At 68.6% G+C, this 19,296-nt stretch carries 20 protein-coding genes; 12 read left to right on the forward strand and 8 right to left on the reverse strand.

Features of this window, described 5'->3' with window-relative positions; all coding sequences use genetic code 11:
• The first annotated feature begins 4 nt into the window (after positions 1–4).
• Genes ABFX45_RS22400 through ABFX45_RS22415 form a run of 4 tightly spaced genes read left to right on the forward strand, consistent with a single transcriptional unit; the run spans position 5 to position 3,824 of the window.
• On the forward strand, positions 5–1,069 hold the full coding sequence (locus tag ABFX45_RS22400) for an APC family permease (RefSeq protein WP_211337695.1): 1,065 nt from the start codon (positions 5–7) through the stop codon (positions 1,067–1,069).
• A 39-nt stretch (positions 1,070–1,108) separates the two neighbouring features.
• Positions 1,109–2,206 carry an NAD(P) transhydrogenase subunit alpha gene (locus tag ABFX45_RS22405; protein WP_109641249.1) on the forward strand — a complete coding sequence of 366 codons (1,098 nt, stop codon included), beginning with the start codon at positions 1,109–1,111 and terminating at the stop codon, positions 2,204–2,206.
• A complete protein-coding gene (locus ABFX45_RS22410; RefSeq protein WP_045309221.1) occupies positions 2,203–2,469 on the forward strand; it encodes an NAD(P) transhydrogenase subunit alpha part 2 in 267 nt (88 codons plus the stop codon). The genes ABFX45_RS22405 and ABFX45_RS22410 overlap by 4 nt, the downstream gene beginning before the upstream one ends.
• The gene (locus tag ABFX45_RS22415) at positions 2,466–3,824 is read left to right on the forward strand and encodes an NAD(P)(+) transhydrogenase (Re/Si-specific) subunit beta (protein WP_109641250.1); all 1,359 of its coding nucleotides are present in this window, start codon (positions 2,466–2,468) and stop codon (positions 3,822–3,824) included. The genes ABFX45_RS22410 and ABFX45_RS22415 overlap by 4 nt, the downstream gene beginning before the upstream one ends.
• Here ABFX45_RS22415 and ABFX45_RS22420 read toward each other — a convergent pair.
• Both ABFX45_RS22420 and ABFX45_RS22425 read right to left on the reverse strand, forming a co-directional pair.
• Entirely contained in the window at positions 3,790–5,763 is a 1,974-nt protein-coding gene (locus ABFX45_RS22420) for a diguanylate cyclase domain-containing protein (RefSeq protein ID WP_109641251.1), read from the reverse strand. The two genes, ABFX45_RS22415 and ABFX45_RS22420, sit on opposite strands and share 35 nt — an antisense overlap.
• Before the next feature lie 65 nt (positions 5,764–5,828).
• A complete protein-coding gene (locus ABFX45_RS22425; RefSeq protein WP_346131860.1) occupies positions 5,829–6,632 on the reverse strand; it encodes an SAM-dependent methyltransferase in 804 nt (267 codons plus the stop codon).
• Positions 6,633–6,808: 176 nt separating this feature from the next.
• On the opposite strand from ABFX45_RS22425, the gene ABFX45_RS22430 reads away from it, so the two are divergent.
• The 3 genes from ABFX45_RS22430 to crcB are packed head-to-tail and all read left to right on the forward strand — an operon-like array spanning position 6,809 to position 7,939.
• Positions 6,809–7,249, forward strand: coding sequence for a MarR family winged helix-turn-helix transcriptional regulator (locus tag ABFX45_RS22430; RefSeq protein ID WP_109641253.1), 441 nt, complete (start codon positions 6,809–6,811; stop codon positions 7,247–7,249).
• Positions 7,233–7,604 carry a fluoride efflux transporter FluC gene (locus tag ABFX45_RS22435; RefSeq protein ID WP_346131861.1) on the forward strand — a complete coding sequence of 124 codons (372 nt, stop codon included), beginning with the start codon at positions 7,233–7,235 and terminating at the stop codon, positions 7,602–7,604. The genes ABFX45_RS22430 and ABFX45_RS22435 overlap by 17 nt, the downstream gene beginning before the upstream one ends.
• Positions 7,601–7,939: a fluoride efflux transporter CrcB gene (gene crcB, locus ABFX45_RS22440; protein ID WP_109641255.1), complete on the forward strand. Its 339-nt coding sequence runs from the start codon at positions 7,601–7,603 to the stop codon at positions 7,937–7,939. Before ABFX45_RS22435 ends, crcB begins: the two co-directional genes overlap by 4 nt.
• Here the strand turns inward: crcB and ABFX45_RS22445 are convergent.
• The 3 genes from ABFX45_RS22445 to ABFX45_RS22455 all read right to left on the reverse strand — a co-directional run bounded on the left by ABFX45_RS22445 (position 7,884) and on the right by ABFX45_RS22455 (position 12,459).
• Entirely contained in the window at positions 7,884–9,656 is a 1,773-nt protein-coding gene (locus ABFX45_RS22445; RefSeq protein ID WP_346131862.1) for a hypothetical protein, read from the reverse strand. The genes crcB and ABFX45_RS22445 overlap by 56 nt on opposite strands.
• A 16-nt stretch (positions 9,657–9,672) precedes the next feature.
• A complete protein-coding gene (locus ABFX45_RS22450) occupies positions 9,673–11,940 on the reverse strand; it encodes a HelD family protein (protein WP_233440169.1) in 2,268 nt (755 codons plus the stop codon).
• A gap of 90 nt (positions 11,941–12,030) precedes the next feature.
• A complete protein-coding gene (locus tag ABFX45_RS22455; RefSeq protein ID WP_346131863.1) occupies positions 12,031–12,459 on the reverse strand; it encodes a MarR family winged helix-turn-helix transcriptional regulator in 429 nt (142 codons plus the stop codon).
• Between the two features lie 135 nt (positions 12,460–12,594).
• Between ABFX45_RS22455 and ABFX45_RS22460 the strand changes: the two genes are divergently transcribed.
• The 3 genes from ABFX45_RS22460 to ABFX45_RS22470 all read left to right on the forward strand — a co-directional run bounded on the left by ABFX45_RS22460 (position 12,595) and on the right by ABFX45_RS22470 (position 14,136).
• Complete coding sequence (locus ABFX45_RS22460; protein WP_112229143.1) at positions 12,595–13,197, forward strand: hypothetical protein; 603 nt, start codon at positions 12,595–12,597, stop codon at positions 13,195–13,197.
• A gap of 1 nt (position 13,198) precedes the next feature.
• Complete coding sequence (locus ABFX45_RS22465) at positions 13,199–13,417, forward strand: DUF6343 family protein (RefSeq protein ID WP_229813372.1); 219 nt, start codon at positions 13,199–13,201, stop codon at positions 13,415–13,417.
• Between the two features lie 95 nt (positions 13,418–13,512).
• Positions 13,513–14,136: a TetR/AcrR family transcriptional regulator gene (locus ABFX45_RS22470; RefSeq protein ID WP_109641260.1), complete on the forward strand. Its 624-nt coding sequence runs from the start codon at positions 13,513–13,515 to the stop codon at positions 14,134–14,136.
• Here the strand turns inward: ABFX45_RS22470 and ABFX45_RS22475 are convergent.
• The 3 genes from ABFX45_RS22475 to ABFX45_RS22485 are packed head-to-tail and all read right to left on the reverse strand — an operon-like array spanning position 14,124 to position 17,093.
• On the reverse strand, positions 14,124–15,464 hold the full coding sequence (locus tag ABFX45_RS22475; protein WP_112229332.1) for a dihydrolipoyl dehydrogenase family protein: 1,341 nt from the start codon (positions 15,462–15,464) through the stop codon (positions 14,124–14,126). The genes ABFX45_RS22470 and ABFX45_RS22475 overlap by 13 nt on opposite strands.
• A gap of 21 nt (positions 15,465–15,485) precedes the next feature.
• Positions 15,486–15,845, reverse strand: a complete 360-nt coding sequence (locus ABFX45_RS22480) for a VOC family protein (protein ID WP_109641262.1) — start codon at positions 15,843–15,845, stop codon at positions 15,486–15,488.
• Positions 15,846–15,857: 12 nt separating this feature from the next.
• Positions 15,858–17,093, reverse strand: a complete 1,236-nt coding sequence (locus ABFX45_RS22485; protein ID WP_346131864.1) for a hypothetical protein — start codon at positions 17,091–17,093, stop codon at positions 15,858–15,860.
• A 143-nt stretch (positions 17,094–17,236) separates the two neighbouring features.
• Here ABFX45_RS22485 and ABFX45_RS22490 point away from each other — a divergent pair, with 143 nt between their 5' ends.
• Complete coding sequence (locus tag ABFX45_RS22490) at positions 17,237–18,580, forward strand: S8 family peptidase (protein ID WP_346131865.1); 1,344 nt, start codon at positions 17,237–17,239, stop codon at positions 18,578–18,580.
• Between the two features lie 200 nt (positions 18,581–18,780).
• A complete protein-coding gene (locus ABFX45_RS22495) occupies positions 18,781–19,284 on the forward strand; it encodes a DUF3145 domain-containing protein (protein WP_109641265.1) in 504 nt (167 codons plus the stop codon).
• The last annotated feature ends 12 nt before the right edge of the window (positions 19,285–19,296 follow it).

The following is a 19,296-nucleotide window of genomic DNA, read 5'->3' on the forward strand; positions in this document are numbered from 1 at the left end:
GCAGCTGACCAGGAGCCTGACCCTGACCGATGCCGTCTTCGTCGGGCTCGGCTCGATGATCGGCGCGGGTGTGTTCGCGGTGTTCGCCCCGGCCGCGGCGGCGGCCGGGTCCGCGCTGCTCGTCAGCCTCGTCATCGCGGGTGTGATCGCCTGCTGCAACGCGTTGTCGAGTGCTTGGCTGGCCGCGAAGTACCCGCAGTCCGGCGGTACCTACGTCTACGGCCGTGAACGGCTCGGCCGGATCTGGGGCGACCTGGCCGGCTGGGCGTTCGTATTGGGTAAGACGGCGTCGTGCGCGGCCATGGCGCTGACGGTCGGCGCCTACGTCGGTGCGCCAAAACCCGTCGCGGTGGCGGCGGTCGTCGCGTTGACGGTGCTGAACCTGACCGGTGTCCAGAAGTCCGCGCTGGCCACCAGAATCATCGTGATCGCGGTCGTGGTCGTGCTGGCCTTGACGGCTGTGACAGCTCAGGACGCGGCGGAGCCGGCTGACTTCCTCCCGACCGGCATCCTTCCCGCCGCCGCGTTGCTGTTCTTCGCGTTCGCGGGCTACGCGCGCATCGCCACCCTCGGAGAGGAGGTCAAAGAGCCCGAGCGGACGATCCCGCGTGCCGTGGTCATCGCGTTGGCGATCACGCTGGTCGTCTACGCGGTCGTTGCTGTCGTCGCGTTGAACGCGCTGGGCAGCGACCTCGCCACGAAGACCCTCGCGGACGTGTCGCCGACGCTGGCACCCGTCATCCGGGTCGCCGCCTGCCTGGCCGCCCTCGGTTCGCTGCTCTCCCTGCAACTGGGGGTCAGCCGGACCGCTCTCGCCATGGCTCGCGACCGCAGGCTGCCCAGGCAGCTGGCCGACCTGCGGGTCGCCGAGATCGCCACAGGACTCGCGGCGATCGCGCTGGTGATCGCCGTAGACGTCACGCGGGCGATCGTGTTCAGCTCGTTCTGCGTACTGCTCTATTACGCGATCGCCAACGCCAGCGCGTGGACGCTCGGTAAGCGCGTCGTGCCGGCGCTTGGGCTGGTGGGGTGCCTGACGCTCGCCGGAGCGGTTCTCTGGCAACTGTGATGTGGCCCAGGTCACCTTTGATCGCGTAACGTGCGTACGGTGAGAGTGGGAACACCCGCAGAGTCGCGGCCCGCCGAGCGTCGTGTCGCCTGCGTACCGGACACGGTGTCGGCGCTGGTCGACGCCGGGCTGACCGTGCACGTCCAGGAAGGCGCCGGCCGGCACGCCCACGCCCCCGACGCCGCCTACCGCGCGGCGGGGGCAACCGTGACGCCCGAGGATCCGACACCCGAGTCCGACGTCGTCGTGTCCGTGCAGCCGCTGACCCTCGACCAGGCCGCCAAGCTCAAGCCCGGCGCCGTCACGATCAGCTTCCTGCAGTCCGCGAACGAGCGGGACCTGCTCGAGGTGTACCGCGACCGCCGCGTGACGTCGTTCAGCTTCGACCTGCTGCCCCGCGTCACCCGTGCCCAGAGCGCGGATGCCCTGTCCTCGCAGGCGTTGGTGGCCGGCTACCGCGCCGTCCTCGTCGCCGCCGAACGACTACCGCGCTTTCTGCCCATGTTCACCACGGCCGCCGGCACCGTACCCCCGGCCAAGGTCCTCGTTCTCGGCGCCGGTGTCGCAGGCCTGCAGGCGATCGCGACGGCACGCCGGCTCGGCGCCGTCGTCGAGGCCTACGACGTGCGCAAGGCCGCGGGCGAAGAGGTTCGCAGCCTCGGCGCCAAGTTCCTCGAGCTGGACCTGGAGACGCAGTCCGGCGTCTACGCGTCGGTGCAGTCCGAGGAGTTCCTGGAACGCCAACGGGAACTCATCGGCGAGCACGTCGCCGCCTCGGACATCGTGATCACCACGGCCGCGATCCCCGGCCGCAAGGCCCCTGTGCTCGTCACGACCGACATGCTCAAGGCGATGGCGCCCGGTTCCGTGCTGGTCGACCTGGCCGCCGAGTCCGGTGGCAACTACGCCGGATCCGTTGCGGGCAAGGAAACCTGGGTCGGCGAGGTGCTCGTGCACGGCGCGTTGAACCTGCCGTCGTCGATGCCCGTGCACGCGAGCCGCCTGTACGCGCGCAACGTCCTGAACCTGCTCAAGCTGATGATCGTGGACGGGGTGGTGCAGCCGAACCTCGACGACGAGGTGCTCGACGGCTGCTGCCTCACCCACGACGGTCAGATCCGCAAGGAGTTGCCGTGATCGACCTGCTGACGATCTTCGTGCTGGCCGTCTTCGTGGGCTTCGAGGTGGTCTCGAAGGTGTCCACGATCCTGCACACACCGCTGATGTCCGGTGCGAACGCCATCCACGGCGTGATCCTCGTCGGCGCGATCCTGATCACGGGGTCCGCCGAGAGCACCCTCGAGCTCGTGCTCGGGCTGCTCGCGGTCTTCCTGGCCACGGTCAACGTCGTCGGCGGCTTCGTGGTGACCGACCGGATGCTGGAGATGTTCCGGAAATGATCGCCCAGCTGATGTACCTCGTCGCGGCGCTGTGCTTCATCCTGGCGCTGAAGGGCTTGAGCTCGCCCAAGTACGCGCGCTACGGCAACTTCATCGGCGCGTTCGGAATGCTGGTCGCCGTCGTCACCGCGTACGTGCACGGCGTCGTCCACAACGGACTGTGGATCCTGCTCGCCGTCGCGCTCGGCGTCGTCGTGGGCATCCCGGCCGCGCGCTCGGTGAAGATGACCGCCATCCCGCAGATGGTGGCTCTGTTCAACGGAGTCGGTGGCGCCGCGGCGGCACTGGTGGCGCTGGCGGAGTTCTTCGCGGTGCGCGATCCGGGTTTCCTGTTCCTGCTCGCGACCGTGCTCACGGTGCTGATCGGTTCGGTCAGCTTCTCCGGTTCGGTGGTGACGTTCCTGAAGCTGCAGGAGCTGATGACCACCAGGCCGGTGTTGCTGCCGGCGGGGCAGCAGCTCGCGATCGCGGCAGGCGTGTCGTCGGTTGCCTTGTGCGCTTTGGTGATGACGACGGAGATCGGTCTGCTGCTGTGGCTGCTGACCATCGCGGGGCTCGTGCTCGGCGTGCTGTTCGTGCTGCCGGTCGGCGGCGCGGACGTGCCGATCGCGATCTCGCTGCTGAACGCGTTCACCGGCCTCGCGGTCGCGGCGTCCGGGTACGTGCTGGCGAACACGCTGCTGATCGTCGCGGGCACGCTCGTCGGCGCGTCCGGCACCATCCTGACCCGGTTGATGGCGCAGGCGATGGGGCGATCGCTCGCGAACATCCTGTTCGGCGCGTTCAAGGCGACAACCGTTGCCGCGCAAGGAGAAGAGCAGCGCACGGTCAAGTCGGGCACGGTGGAGGACGTCGCGATCCTGTTGGGATACGCGAACAACGTCGTCGTCGTACCAGGTTACGGCCTCGCGGTCGCGCAGGCTCAGCACGCGGCGCGCGAGCTCGTGTCGCAGCTCGAACAGCGCGGAGTCAGCGTGTCGTACGGGATCCACCCCGTGGCGGGCCGGATGCCGGGGCACATGAACGTGTTGCTGGCCGAGGCGGACGTGCCGTACGAGCAGCTCAAGGAGCTCGACGACATCAACCCGGGGATCACGTCGGTCGACGTGGCGCTGGTGGTCGGCGCGAACGACGTGGTGAATCCTGGAGCACGTGACGAGCCGTCCAGCCCGATCTACGGCATGCCGATCTTCGACGTCGACCGCGCGAAGTCCGTGGTGTTCATGAAGCGGTCGATGCGGCCGGGCTTCGCGGGCGTGGACAACGAGCTGCTCTACAACCCCAAGACGACGTTGCTGTTCGGCGACGCCAAGGACTCGCTCACGAAGCTGCTGGCGGCGGTGAAGCAGCTGTAGTGAGCAGCTTGGTCACCTCGGCCGCGGACAGGGCGGGCAGCAGCCCGATCACGCCGTCCGCACCGATGGACCGCCAGTGCTCGGCGTCGGAGAGGGTGCGCACCTCGTCGACGCCGAACCGCACGCCGAAGCTGTGCACGGTGGTGATGAGGTCGCGCATCGCTTGGCGCAGCGGGGATTCCGGGCTCGGCGCGGGTGCGCGGGTGATCACCGTGCGGACCGGCACCTCGGTCAGCACCGCCAGTTCGTCGTGCCCGCCGCGGAAGCCGTCCAGCGCCGTCACGATGCCGCTGTCGTGCAGCACGACCGCGTTGTCGTCGCCGGCCAGCACCGACGAGATGTCGAGCGCGATCCGCAGCCGTTCCGCCGGCAGGCCCGTCTCGTCGAGCGCGCGTTTGACGTCGGCGACCAGGTCCTCGTCGCGAGACTGCAAGGCGCCCAGCGTGATGTGCAGCGTGGGCGCCCGGTCGCCGAACTCCGCGACCCATCCCGCGGCCTGGGCGCACGCCTCGCGCAGCAGCCACTTGCCGATCGGCAGCGACAGGCCCGTCGAGTCCGCCAGGGCCATGGTGTCGTTGTGGCTCAGGTCGTCCCAGTGCAGGCGGGCGACGACACCGAGCACCTCGCGGGTCTCCAGGTCGTGCACCGGCGCGTAGACGATCTCCAGCTCACCGTGTTCCCACGCGCCCGGCATCGACGCGGCCAGCGCGTACTTGCCGCGGCGGCGGGCGTCGTCGTGCGGGTCGTGCAACGCCCACTGCCGCTTGCCGCGCGCTTTCGCCTGGCGCAGCGCGGCGTTCGCGCACCGCATGAGCTCGGCCGCGGTCACGAACGCCGGCGGCCGGTCCACCACACCGATGCTCGCGGACAGCGCGATGCCGTGATCGTCCACAAAGGTCGCTTCGGCGAGCGTCGCCTGGATCTCCTCGACGGTCGTGGTGACGTGGTCCGAGATCGTCATCATCGCGAACTCGTCGCCGCCGATCCTCGCGACCAAGGCTTTCTTCTCGGCGGCGAGCGTGCCGAGCCGGCTCGCGACGATCTTGAGCAGCTTGTCGCCGGTCTCGTGGCCCAGCCCGTTGTTGACGACCGAGAACGCGTCCAAACCCAGGTGGTACAACGTGATCGCGTCGTTGCCGAGCCGTCGCTCGACCTGCGTGATGAAGTGCTGGCGGTTCGACAGCCCTGTCAGGGAGTCGTGCAGCAGCTGGTGGTCGAGGCTGCGTTGCAGCAGGTGCAGCTCGCTGATGTCCTCGACCATCGTCACGTGGTGCGTCGGCTCGCCGTCCGCGTCGCGCAGCAACGAGGCCGCGAGGTGTACCCACACCGGCTCGCCGTCCTCGCGGATCAGCTTGCGCTGGTCGCGGAACCTGTCGACGTGGCCTGCGCGCACCTTCCGGTAGGAGCCCGCGAGCGCGGCCCTGTCCTCCGGGTGGAAGAAGTCGATCAGCTCCCGCCCGATGAGCTCGGTGCCCGCCCTCAGCCCCACGATCTCGGCGAGCGTGTCGTTGGCCTCGACGCACCTGCCGTCGAAGTCGATGATCACGATGCCCAGCGCGGAGGACGCGAACACCTCCTGGAACCGAGCCTGGCTCACCTTCAGCGTGCGCTCGACCCGCTGCTTGGCCCGCACGATCGCGACCTTGATCTGCTCCTGCTGGTCGAACGCGTCCATCCGCATGTAGTGCGCGTACGCGGAGCTCAAGCGGGCGAGCAGCGGCAGCTCGAACGTGGGAAAGAGAACCTCGATCGTGGCACGCAACGAGTCGGGGCCGGTTGCGTGCAGTGACACCAATCTATCGGCTACCGATTCAGGTGACTCAGGCAGCTCCACCAGCGAATCGAGCAGCGCCTGCTCGATTTCGGCGTGGGACAGCGGGATGTACGCGGTCGACGTCAGCGCGTGCATCCAGCGGGCGGCGAGCTCCGGAAGTTCCATTCTGTGTGCAGAGCGTACGGAATAGCCGCCCCCTGGCCAACATGAGCGAGGGCTCTGGATCTTCGCTAGGCCTTGTGGCCGACAGCCGCGTAAATGCCCGCCTTGTCCGGATCGTCGGTGTTCGTGCCCTCCGGCCGCCACAGGGGCAGCGGCACGATTCCCGGCTCGACCACGTCGAACCCGTCGAAGAGCCCTTCGATCTCCTGCTTCGTGCGCGGAAACATCGGGTTCTGGCTCTTCTTCATGACCTCGACCACGCCGGCCATCTCCTCGGGCTGCAGGTCCTGGGTGAACTGCGAGAACGCCAGGTAGCTGCCGGAAGGCACGGCATCGCGGTAGGTGGCCACGACCGCGCGCGGATCCGCCTCCGGGGGCACGAAGTGGAAGACGCCCACGGTCAGCACGCCGACGGGCTGCGTGAAGTCGATGAGATCGCTCTCCTGCGCGGCCTTCAGCACGGTGACCGGCTTGGTCATGTCTTCCTGAATGATCGTCGCGTGCGCGTCGCCCTCCAGGATGAGCTGGCTGTGCGCGACCGCGACCTCCTCGAAGTCCACGTACACGACGCGGGCGTCCGGGTCGGCCTTCTGCGCGATCTCGTGCACGTTGCCGACCGTCGGGATGCCGGAGCCGAGGTCGAGGAACTGCCGGATGCCGTTGTCCATCATGAACAGCACGGCCCGGCGCAGGAACGCCCTGTTCAGCCGCGCGATCGTGCGCGCGTTCGGCTGTGCCTGCAGGAACTTCTCGGCCAGTGCCCGGTCCGCCGCGAAGTTGTGCCCGCCGCCGAGCAGGTAGTCGTAGAGGCGAGCAGCGCTCGGTTTTCCGGTGTCGAGGCCTTCAGGAACCCAGCTCAACCGTTCAGACATGGCCACAGGCTACTGATGTGCCACACGGGTGCGGCAGGGGTGTAGCCCCTTTTGGCCCATCGAAATCCGCTTCGGTCACTGGAAAGCGTGAATTGTCGCAATGATCCGCGGGACCCGGTACGGGGCCGCGATCCTGCCCATTGGGACGGGTACTGCCGCGAACGTAAGATCTCCGCATGTCAGACGAAGCCCGCACGCTCACCGACGTCGTGACTCGCCTGCGCCGGGCGTTGCGGACGAGCATCCGGGCGGACTGGCCGTGGGAGTCCCTGCCGATGGCGCAGGTGGAGCTGCTGCAAACCCTCGCGGAACGCCCGCCGATGAAGGTCGGCGACCTCGCCGCGGTGCTTCGTCTCGCCCCCAACACCGTCTCCGGCCTGGTGTCGCAGCTGATCGACTCGGGCCTCGTCGTCCGTGGCGCGGACCTCAGGGACAGGCGGGTGGCGCGGCTGTCCGTCTCATCTCGTGGACACGAACAGCTCCTCGTCTGGCAGCGTGAGCACGAGAAGAGAATCGGGTCCGCCCTGTCGAAGCTGGAGCCCTCGGAGCGCGAGGACGTCGTGCGCGCGCTGAAGGCCTTGGACCACCTGGTTGAGCACCTTGCCGAACCAACCTGACCCGATCGACCCCGACGTCGACCTGCACGTCCCGGCCCAGCGTCAGGAACTCCACCTGCCGTTCGTGGCGCTGGTGTCCTTGGGTGGCGGGCTCGGCGGCGTCGCGCGCTACGGCTTGTCGTCGGCCGTGCCGGGTACGTGGGGGTTGTTCGTCATCAACGTGCTGGGCTCGTTTCTCATCGGTGTGCTGATGGGACTCGTCCCGAAGCCGTTGGTGCGGGCGTTCTTCGGAGTCGGCCTGCTGGGAGGGTTCACGACCTTCTCGTCGTACGCGGCGTCGTGGTCGTGGGCTCTGTTCGCCACACCGGTTTGTGCTGTGCTGGCAGCGTTTCTCGGGCTGCGGGTGACGCGATGACCGTGCTCGCGGTTTTCCTCGGTGCTGCCCTGGGTGCTCCTTGCCGCTACCTGCTCGACCGGTTCGTGCAGTCACGGCACTCGTCGGACTTCCCGTGGGGCACCTTGACGGTGAACGTCGTGGGGTGCTTCCTCATCGGGTTTGTCGTTGGCACGTCCTGGATGCCGTTGCTCGGGGTGGGGTTCTGCGGCGGGCTCACGACGTACTCGACGTTCAGCTACGAGACGGTGAAGCTGCTGGAGACGCAGAAGTACCGCGCGGCACTGCTGAACGTGGTGGTCAGCGTGGTGCTCGGGATCGGCGCGGCGTCGCTGGGGCTGGCCTTGTCACGCTGACGCTCCCCGCCAGCCAGTTCTTGAGGAACGTGTCCACCTCGGGCGGGAACGAGGCTCGTTCCAGCCACCGCAACGCCTCGCTCTTGCCTCTCCAGTTGCGCCTGCCCGCCATGAGCGCGGCGGGGACGGGCGTCCACTGAGTGCTCACGTTGTCGTGGAACAGCAACTCCGCGAACGGGAGTGCCAACATCACCGCGAGTGCATCGGTCTTCTTCGGGTTTTGCTGGATCTTCGTGACCGACAGGAAGGCGAAGTCGGTCACGTTGGCCCATGGCGTGGCGCACTCCGTGATCGCGCTGGCGACGGCGTCTCTCGAAGCGGTGTCGACCAGCGTGGTTTCCTGTCCCAGCAACTCCTTGCCGTGGCGCAGACCATCGTGGAACTGCTCAGCCACAAGATCGAAAACGGAGACGAAGCGGCGGCGCAACTTCTGGAGCACCACCCCGGCTACCCATCCGGGGATCACGAGTGGTGGCGAGAAGCTCGGCCGCGGCTGCTGACCCGGTACCAGAACCGCATGGCCGAACTGCGCCGGCACGCAGCCTGGGGCGCAGTCGGCTCCCGCGACGACCCCGCTGCGCTGCGGAACATCGTTCAGAAGTTCGGCGTGGCCGCGCTCTACGTCGGATACGGCTACGGCCTCGTCCGTGCGGTCAGCTTGGCCGATCAGCGGGGCCTCGTCGTAGCCGATCTTCCGCGCGGTGACGAGGATCGGTACGAGTGGGTGGAGGTGGGCGAACCCTTCGACCAGCGCCACGACTCGGCGGCGGGGAACGTTCGCGGGCGCGGCGAAGTACATGCAGCTGAACAGTGCTCCGTCGACGAACATCAAGTCCGCTGGCCGGTAGAGCGCCCGCTTGGTGATCGGGTATTCCAGCGTGGTGAGCAACGCCGCCTTGGTGATCAAGCGGACGACGCGGGTACTGGGGTGCATGTGCCGCAACGCCCTGGCGGCGAAGTTGAGACCGTCCGGCTGGACCGCCTCGGTCAACAGTTCGTCGACGCCGTCCTCGACGTTGCGGTCGTACAGCTGCAAGGCGATCTGCGCGACCACCTCCCACTGGTTGATGTGCGGCAGTAGCGCGGTCCACAGCTCCTCGGCCGTCCGGTGGGTTGCTCCCGGGTTCGGCGTCTTCGTCGCTGCGAGCGTGGGTGGAACGTAAAGCTCGTCGTAGCGCGCGGCCCTGCTGACGCCGAGGTGAGGCAGCCGGATCTTGTTGTGCAGAGCGGTGACTTGGCTGCGCATACGTGCCGCGAAACCGTGGAACTCGGCAACAGACCTGAGCCTGCCGAGCAGACGACCCGTCGCCGTCGCAGCGGCGAGCAGGTCGTTCTCGTCGACGACGACGCCGTGGGTGCTGTACCACGACACGACCTCGTCGCAGGCCGCGAGCAGCAACCGGTGGACGGCACCGGTGGTCCGGGTGAGCAGGTCGCCCGACAGCCCGGCGAGCCGAAGCCCCTGGTGCAGCTGCTCCTCCACCTCCGCGCCGGCGGCGCGCTGGACGCGGACCTGGGTGACCACGGCGGCGAAGTCGGGAGAGTCGAGGTAGGCGGACAGCTTGTCCGCCTCGGTACCGAGGTCCTGCAGCAGCTCCTCGGTCTCCTGGGTCGGAAACGGCGCCCGGCCTCGGTACCGGGTGCTCACGAGACGCTTCGAGAGCTGGTCGCTCACATCGACGACGACCCGGATGACTGCAGACTCGATGCTCGCCATCCGGGTCTCCCGTTCGCTACGAAACGTCCTTCAGCCGGGATAGCACATCGGGCAGCGTTCCGGTGTGCACGACGCCGAGTCGTTGCGTGGCACGGGTCAGCGCGACGTACAGGTCCGACGCGCCGCGCGGCGACTCCTCCAGAATTCCCACCGGGTCGACGACCACGACCGAGTCGAACTCCAGACCCTTGGCGTCGGTCACCCCGAGCACCACGACCTGGGCCTCTTCCAGATCGTTGCCCATCGACGACCCCGGCACCGCCGAGACGATCGCCGAACCCACCGGCTGCACCAGGGCGGCCGGCACGATCACCGCGATCTTGCCGTCGCCGACGGCCTCCACCTCGGCGGAGATCAGCCCCGGTACCTCGGACTCGAACGACGGCACCCGCGCGACCCACGGCGGCACACCGGTCTCCCGCACGGACGTCGGCGGCACCAGGGAAGCGTCCACGGAGGCGAGCACGTCCGAGGCCACCTCCATGATCTCGGCCGGGGTGCGGTAGTTCACGGTGAGCTCGGTCAGGCGCCAGCGGTTCTGCACGTACGGCGACAGCACGGTGTCCCACGAGGTCGCGCCGCCGATGTCACCGGTCTGCGCGATGTCGCCGACGACCGTCATGGACTTGCTCGGGCAGCGGCGCATCAACGTGCGCCACGCCATCGCCGACAGCTCCTGGGCCTCGTCGACGATGATGTGACCGAACGTCCACGTGCGGTCCGCGGCGGCACGTTCCGCCGCGGTCTCGTAGCGGTCGACGCCGTGGCGCTCGGCGAGGCGGTAGGCGTCCATCAGGTCCGTGGCCATCAGGATCTCTGGGTCCGCGTCGTCCTCGAGGTCGAGGATGTCGAGGACGCCCTGGGCGTACTCGATCGCCTGGCGGCGCTGGCGTTCGGCGCGGGCCTTGGCCTCCGTGTCGTCCTCGCCCAGCAGTTCCGCCGCCTCGTCGAGCAGCGGCACGTCCGCCGGCGTCCAGTCGTCCGTGGTGCGCTGGAGCAGATCGCGTTCCTCGCGGGTGAACTTCGACATCGCGCGGTTGCGGCGCTTCGGGTTCGCGTACAGCTCGGACAGCAGCGAGAACGGCGTCAGCACCGGCCACAGCGACGAGATCGCGGCCTGGACCTCGTCGGACTCGCGGAGCTCGCGGCGGATGTCGTCCATGTCCGCCTTGTCCAGCAGGTGACCGCCGAGCCGGCTCGCCACCATCCCCGCCAGCGTCGAGACGATCTCGCGGGCGAACGTGCGGCGGGCCTCGTTGTGCGGGCGGCGGGTCCGGCGCGCCCTGCCCCGCGCGTCGGAGATCGCGCGGCGGTCGAGGCGCAACACGTCGTTGTCGAAGCGGATGTCGACGAACGCGGGCGCCTCCTGGCGGTCCCGCACCGCCGCGGCGATCACGTCGGCCATCTGGATGCGGCCCTTGACCGCCGCCACCTCGGCGGACTCGCGGCCGGTGGCCGTCAGGCCGGGGTAGAGCTCACCGACGGTGGACAACAGCACGCCCGTCTCACCCAGCGACGGCAGGACCTGACTGATGTACCGCAGGAACGTCGTGTTCGGGCCGACGACGAGAACGCCGCGTTTCGCCAGCTGCCGGCGGTGCGTGTACAGCAGGTACGCGGCACGGTGCAGGGCCACCGCGGTCTTGCCGGTGCCGGGACCGCCCTGCACCACGACGACGCCGTTCAGCTCGGACCGGATGATGATGTCCTGCTCGGCCTGGATCGTCGCGACGATGTCGCTCATCTGGCCGGTGCGCGACTCGTTCAGCGCGGCCAGCAGGGTCGCCTCGCCGGTCAGGCCCTCGTTGCGGGACGGCTCGACCGAGTTGATGTCGAGCACCTCGTCGTCGAGGCCGATGACCTTGCGCGAACGGGTGCGCAGGTGCCGGCGGCGCCGGACGCCGTCGGGGGAGGCCGCGGTCGCGAGGTAGAACGGCCTGGCGGCGGGTGCCCGCCAGTCCATCAGCAGCGGCTCGTATTCCTTGTCCTCGTCGAAGAGACCGATTCGGCCGATGTAGAAGCGGTCACCGTTGTGGAAATCGAGCCGCCCGAACGCGAGTCCGTTCTCCACCGCGCTGTACTGAGCCAATTGATCCGTGTACATCGCGACGGAGGTGTCGCGCTCGGACCGCATCTGGTGCGTGCCGCCGGTTTGTCGCAACGATTGTGCGAGTCGTTTCGACGTCTGTTCGCGGAGGTCGTCGAGCCGGCCGTACAACATGGCCACGTATTCCTGCTCCGGCTCCATTTCGGCGAGCCGGAGGTCATCGGAGGGGCTTGACAACTTGCCTCATTTCTCGATACTGTGGCCTATCAGGTTTCGGCCTGTTAGACCCATTCCTGCCCGCGCCGGGTTCGCGTGAGCGCAGACTGTCTAATCTACACGCAAATCAGCGTGATGCAGGTACGCCTTCCGCAGCAGTGTGGTGAGTTCAACCCGTTCCTGCGACGTCAACGGCGCCAGCAGCTCCTCCTCGTGCGCCCGTGCCGCCTCCAGGCGGTCGCGCAGGGCCTGCCCGCCCGCGTCGGTGATCGACACGGTGAACCGCCTCCGGTCCCGTTCATCCCGCCTGCGCTGGGCGAACCCGCGCCGCTCAAGATCATCGAGCACCGACACCAGGTCGCTCGCGTCCATCCGCACCCGGTCGCTGATCCGCTTCTGCGCCACCGCCTCCTGCTCGGCCAGGAACGCCAGCACCGTCACGTGCGGCGCGCGCAGGTCGTTGCGCGCGAGACGGCGGGCTTCCCTGACCAGCTGGAGCATCAGGTAGCTGGGCAGATGCAGAAGCTGATCAATGCTCATGTACTCAGCATAGGAAAGATCTGTCCCCGGATCGTGGATAGCGCTGCGTGATCAACCCCCTCGGACAGGGGCCGTGCGGGTGAGCGTTGGGGTGACGTTTCTCCGCAAACCACCTGGAAGCGGCAAGGTGGGGGTATGACGCGTGCGGAGATCGTCCGCCTCGCCCGCTGCGTGATGCGCAGGCCGAGGTGGCAGCTCGTCCTCGCGGTTGTGCTCTCCGCGTGGACGCTCGCCTGGGTGCTCGGTCAGCTCGCCCACACCCCGCTCACTCCACTCGGCGTACTGCGCTGGACCGGTATTCCCCTCGACGCGGCCTCCCTCTGGGCGCAGGAGCGCAGAGACGTGCTCGTCTGGCTCGCCACCCTCGGCGGGCTGAGCTGGGCCGCCACCACCGAGCGGGGTCAGCTGCCCGCGCTCGCCGGGTGGTTCGCGGTGCTGATCGCGGGAGAAGCGGCCGGGTACGAGCACGCGGTCCAGCGGGCGATGCTCAGCATGATCGTGTTCCTGGTCGTCCTCGCGGCCGTCTCGCTGACCGGGCGGCGCGCGTTCGTCGTCGACCGCGTCGCCGTCATGCCCAAGGACGTGATGCGAGCCGGCATCACAGCCGCCGTGCTGACCGCTGTCGTCCCCCTCATCGCCCCTGGTCTGGCCGTCACGCGTCTCGTTAGGCCCTATGTGACGAAACCCCCTCGGCAGCTCAGGCGGGTTGAGGCGCCGCTGCTGAGGGAAACCGGGTGAGGTGAGCGACTACCTGCCACCCCCGGCGCCTCCGCGCAGTGCTCTGACACTGCGGTTGTGGCTCGCCGGATTCGGCCTGGTCTTCAACTCGGTCGCGGGGTGGCTGGCACTCCGAGCTGACCTCGTCTGGCTCGCAATCGTGCTTTTACTACTCGCCGTTGTCTGCGTTGTCGACTTCGGTTGGGTACTTCATCGCAAACGCCGCGGAGATCCAGGCTGAAACCTGTCGGGAACCTGTGCTTGGGCTTAACGGGTCGTATGGATAAAGATGTTCGAGTGCATGAAGACCCGGCTAGGGGCAGGTTAGCCAGGGTGATGCGTCGACAGCCGGTGCAACAGCGTGGCGCGGCTACCGTCTCCGCGATCCTGGACGCTTGTGCGAGCCTGCTGAACGAATACGACTACGACGACATCACCACGGCGCGCATCGTCGATGTGGCCGGAGTGCCCATTGGTTCCTTCTATCAGTACTTCCCGGACAAACGATCCGTTGTCCACGCACTCGCACTGCGCGGTATGGAGACGTATCTGCGCGAGGTCGAGCAGCTGTTCGCCGCCGACCTGATCGCGGACACGTGGCGTGAGGCGATGAACCAGATCGTCAGCGTCTACCTGCGCATGCTGACCGACCTGCCCGGCTTCGGCAGGGTGCGGTTCAGCGACATGCTGGACAGCCACCGGCTCGACTCCAGCGTCGACCAGTACGAACTGATGGCCGAGCGGCTGGCGGAGATGTTCGTCGACCGGTTCGGCGTGCACGGCGAAGCCCCGGTGATGCTGACCTTCCGGATCGCCGTGCAGACCGCGGACGCGTTGTTCAAGCTCGCCGAACGCGTCGACGCCGACGACCACGCGTACGTGGTCGGCACGGCGAACGAGCTGCTGGCCGGCATGCTGGCGCCGATCTTCGACCAGCAGCCCGCACCTCAGAGCCCGTAGGCCTCCAGCAGCCGCAGCCAGACCTCGCTGATCGTCGGGTACGAGGGCACCGCGTGCCACAAGCGGTCCACGGTGACTTCCCCGACGATCGCGACGGTGGCCGAGTGCAGCAGCTCGGAGACGTCCTGGCCGACGAACGTGACACCGACCAGCGTCCGCGTGCGCTCGTCCACGACCATCCGCGTCCTGCCGTGGTACCCGTCCGCGTGCAGCGACGACCCGGCGACCGCGATGTCGAGGTCGACCACCCTGACGTCCCGGCCGGCCTTGCGCGCTTCCTCCGCGGTGTGACCGACGAACGCCACCTCGGGGTCGGTGAACACCACCTGCGGCACCGCCACGTGGTCCGCCCAGGCCTGTCCCGCCGACCACTGCTTCGGCTCGAACCCGCGCGACCGCTCCAGGATCGCCGTGCCGACCGCCCGGGCCTGGTACTTGCCCTGGTGCGTCAGCAGCGCGCGCCCGGTGACATCACCCGCCGCGTAGAGCCAGCGTCCGTCCACACCGGACACCAGTCCGGAGTCGTCGATGGTCAGAGGCTTGCCGTCCTTCGTCGCCGGCACCCGCCCTGTCGCCACGAGGATCTCGGAGCCGTGCACGACCCTGCCGTCCTGCAACGTCAGCGCACCCGGCGCGATCGCCGACGCGCGGGCGTTGAGCAGCACCTCGACGCCGTCCTCCTGCAGGCCCTCGACGACGAGCGGCCCGACGAACTCCTCCATCCGCGGCAACGGCCGATCGCCGGACACCACCAGCGTCACCTTCGACCCGAGCCGCGCCCACGCCTGCGCCATCTCGACGCCGACGACGCCACCGCCCAGCACCACCAGGGAATCCGGAACCTCGCGCGCTGACGTGGCTTCTCGCGACGTCCACACAGGAGCGTCGGCGAGGCCTTCCAGCGGCGGCATCTTCGGGACGCTGCCGGTGCACACCACGACGGCCTGACGCGCGCGGTGGACGTCTCCTCCCACCGTCACCTCGCGTTCGCCGGTGACCTCACCGTCGCCGCGGATGACCGTGATGTTCTCCGACTCGGCCCACTTGACCTGACCGGAGTCGTCCCAGTTGGACGTGAACCCGGTGCGCCTGGCCAGCACCGCGGCCGGGTCCAGCGACCCGGCGTTCACACCCTGCACGCGCCGGGCGGCCGCGAGCGCGTGACCGGGCCGGAGCAACGCCTTCGAAGGCATGCACGCCCAGTACGAGCACTCGCCGCCGACCAGCTCCTTCTCGATCATGGCGGTGGACAGCCCACCCGCGGCCGTCCGCCACGCCACGTTCTCACCTACGGGGCCACCACCGATGACGATGACGTCGAAGTCCATGCGGCCCACATTAGGCCGGAACTAGGACAGCCACACGAGGCAGAACGGATGCCCCACGGGGTCCGCGTAGACCCGGAACGTGTCGTCGTTGTCCTTCTGCAGCAACCGGGCCCCCAGCTCCAGCACCCGCGGTTCGGCCTTCTCGACGTCCTCGACCAGCACGTCGAGGTGGAACTGCTGCGAGCCGTGCGGATCGGGGAACGTCGGCGGCCGGTAGTCGTCGCTGCGCTGGAACGCGAGGCGCGTCCCGTTCGCGACGATCACCACCCAGGTGTCGTCGCCGCCGGCGAGGCGTTGGGCGCCGAGCAGTTTCTCGTAGAACGACGCCAGCTCGGAGGGATCAGGACAGTCCAGAACCACAGAACGAAGTTGTCCGACCATGCCCTCCACCTTCTACCGGGTGGTGGGCAGCCGCAACGCCTGCTTTGCGATCGCATCGAGCGACTGGTCGCCCGCGCCACCTGACCACACCACGAACGCCAGCTGCACGTGGCTGCCCTTGGCCCCGCTCGCGAACGCCGCGTTCTCCAGCGGTTTGCCGTCCATCCCGTGCACGCCGCCCGACCCCGGCGCGGTGACGACCTTGTGGAACGCGGTCGCGCTCGGCGCGTCCATCAGGTCGAGGTCGGCCACGAGCACCGTCGCCTGCTTGCCCTGCACCGACGTCTCGTAGGTGGCGCGCAGCAGCGCCGAGCACTCGTTCGCGATCAGCCACGCCTTCGCGTCGCCGAACGCCTGCGCCTGGCAGTCCTTGTCGCTCTTCACGTCCTTGGGCACGAACGTCGTGCCGTCCACGACCACCGTCGTCGGCGACGTCGCCGACGGTGCCGGCGTCGCGTCGGCCGGCTGGTCGTCACCGGGCAACGCCACCAGCAACCAGACGAAGAGGAGCGCGGCGACCAGTCCGCCCAGCGCGAGGTACTGCCAGCGAACCGCCTGGTGCAAACGCTTGCGCGGCAGTGCGGGCTTGGCCTGGATCTTGGGGATCAGCATCGTGCTGGCGGCCGCGAGGTCGGGGGAGACGGCGTCGCTGAAGCCCTCGCTGAGCAACGTCCGCGCGTCCGGCGGCGTGCCGGTGGTTTGAAGAATCGCGAGGAGCTTCATGGCGTGGTCGGCCGTGCACGGTACCGACGACGTCGCGAGCTCACGGGCCGCGCTGAGCAAAGTGGACGGTTTGGGATGCAGCACCCGCACGCCGCGGTTGAGGTCGGAGGTGGGCTGCACGACCTGGCTCACGAACGGGCCGACCGCCACGACCGTGCTGACCGGCAGCGGCTCGGCGCGCATCGCCTGGATCCGCTGCGCCACGGCGGTCGCCGCGGCCACGGCCTCGGTCGCGGGGTTCGCCGTGCCGTCCTGGCTGACCAGCGGCCACCCGTCGATCTTCCACTGACCGCCGAGCGGCGCCTCGAGCTTCACCGCGGGGTCCGGAAGATCGACGCCGACGATCACCAGCACGCCCTTGGGCAGCACGACGATCGCGTCCAGCGGGACGGGGCAACCGGGCGGTTGCACACCGACCAGCGCCACCCCGCCGAGGACCTCGGTACCCGCCCCGCACGCCGTCAGGGCGGCACGGACGTCCGCCCCAACGGCCGAAGGCTCAGCGCCCAGACGGATCAACCGCACGAGTCCCCACCTTTCCGCACGGGTGGACACGGTAGCGGTCCGGGGTTGGTCAACCGCATCCAGTCGAGACGTTGCGTGACACCCGTCACCGAAAAGTGGATCACTCGTTAGATGGATTGCCTGCCTATGTTCACGGAGGGTCCATGTACAAACGCGCCGCACTTCTCGCCGTCGTGCTCGTGGCCGCATCAACCCCTGTCGCGGCTGCGCTGCCGACCTCGACCGTCTACGTCCACGGTGCCGACATCGCCGCCGCGGAACAGGCGGTCGCGGCCGCCGGTCTGCAGAAGATCACCAGTTTCCGCAAGATCGGCGTGGTCGCCGCGCGGGGTGACTCCGCGCGCATCTCATCGGCACGGGCCAAGGCGGGCGTGACGCGCGTCGAGGTCCAGAAGCCGATCAAGTTCCTCGGTTCGACCTCGCACACCGCCACCCGCGGTCTCGACGCCCGCAACAGCCTCGGGCTGACCGGTGCGGGCGTGTCGGTCGCGGTGATCGACTCGGGCGTCGACCCGACGCACCCGTCGTTCAGCGGCGGCAAGATCGTCCGCAACCTCAAGAGCCTGTGTCTCGACGGGGCCACTGACTCGAGCTGCATCGTGCCGGTGCCGAACTTCGTCGACACCGACACCACGTCGCTGGGCGGCCACGGCACCCACGTCACGGGCATCGCGATCGGCAACGACGTGCAGCTCACCGGTGGCCCGGTGGTGCGCGGCGCGGCGCCGGGCGCGAAGGGCGTCGTGATCTCCACCGGAGCGGCGATCCTCATCCTCGGCGCGGACGCCGCGCTGAACTGGGTGCTGGAGAACCACAAGGCCCCGTGCGGCGCAGGCGTGCCCGCGTCGACGTGCCCGCCGATCAAGGTGATCAACAACTCGTACGGGCCATCTGGCGGCGGTGCGTTCGACCCCGAGTCGGTGACGGTCAAGCTGCAGCGTCAGCTCGTGGCCGAGGGCGTCGTCGTGGTGTGGGCGAACGGCAACGACGGTGGCGACGGTTCGGCGAACCTGTCCAACCCGCCCGGCACCGACCCGACACCCGGCGTGATCTCGGTGGCGTCCTACAACGACCTGGAGACCGGCACCCGCGACGGCGCGCTGTCGAGCTTCTCGTCACGCGGTCTCGCGACGAACCCCGCCACGTGGCCGGACATCTCGGCGCCCGGCGAGAACATCACGTCGTCCTGCCGCCTGTACCTGCCGATCTGCGCGACCGGCCTGGCCCCGCAGAACGGGCCGGGGCTGCTCGACCTCGGCACGTTCAACACGATCAGCGGCACGTCGATGGCGGCACCGCACATCGCCGGCATCGTCGCACAGCTGTTCCAGGCCAAGCCTTCCGCGACCCCCGCCGACATCGAGCGGGCGCTGAAGTCCTCGGCTCACAAGTACGGCACCGGTTACCAGCCGGTCGGCCCCTACACCTCGTCGTTCGACAAGGGCACGGGCCTGGTCGACGTGGTCGCCGCGGCAAACGTCCTCTAGATCACGATCACGCATCGCTCGACCGGGGAGATCGGGACTTAAGACCTGTATCTGCCCCGGTCGGGTGATGATCGAGCTGGTTCTTATGGCGGACATGCCTCAAGTCGAGGCAGAATGCAGCGAACGGGGTTTCACGGTGATCACCTCACTCGGCAAAGGCGTAGGGGAAGACGTCCCTCGTCGAGTAGCGGAGGTCAGCAGTGAGCACCCGTGGCAGCACCAGTGGCGTGGTCTACGTCCACTCGTCGCCGTCTGCGGTCTGTCCGCACGTCGAGTGGGCGATCTCGGGCACCCTTGGCGAACGAGTGGACCTCAGGTGGGCAGCGCAACCCGCGGCACCAGGCCAGTTGCGCGCTGAATGCGCATGGACGGCGGAGGCCGGCACCGGCGCGAAACTCGTGGCTGCGCTGCGCGCGTGGCCCATGCTTCGGTTCGAGGTGACCGAGGAACCGTCCCCAGGTCAGGACGGTGAGCGCTTCTGTTTCGCACCCGTTCTGGGACTGTGGCACGCCCGGACTTCGGCCAACGGCGACATCGTCGTCAACGAGGACCAGTTGCGTGCTCTCGCGGCGAGATCGCGGGGCGGTGAGTCCTTCGCACACGGGGTGGACGAGCTGCTCGGCGCGGCGTGGGACGACGCGCTGGAACCGTTCCGCCGCGCAGGCGACGGCGCGCCCGTGACCTGGTTGCACCGCGTCGGATAGTCCTGAGTGGAC

This window comes from Lentzea roselyniae, from assembly GCF_039537795.1.
Classification (GTDB): domain Bacteria; phylum Actinomycetota; class Actinomycetes; order Mycobacteriales; family Pseudonocardiaceae; genus Lentzea; species Lentzea atacamensis.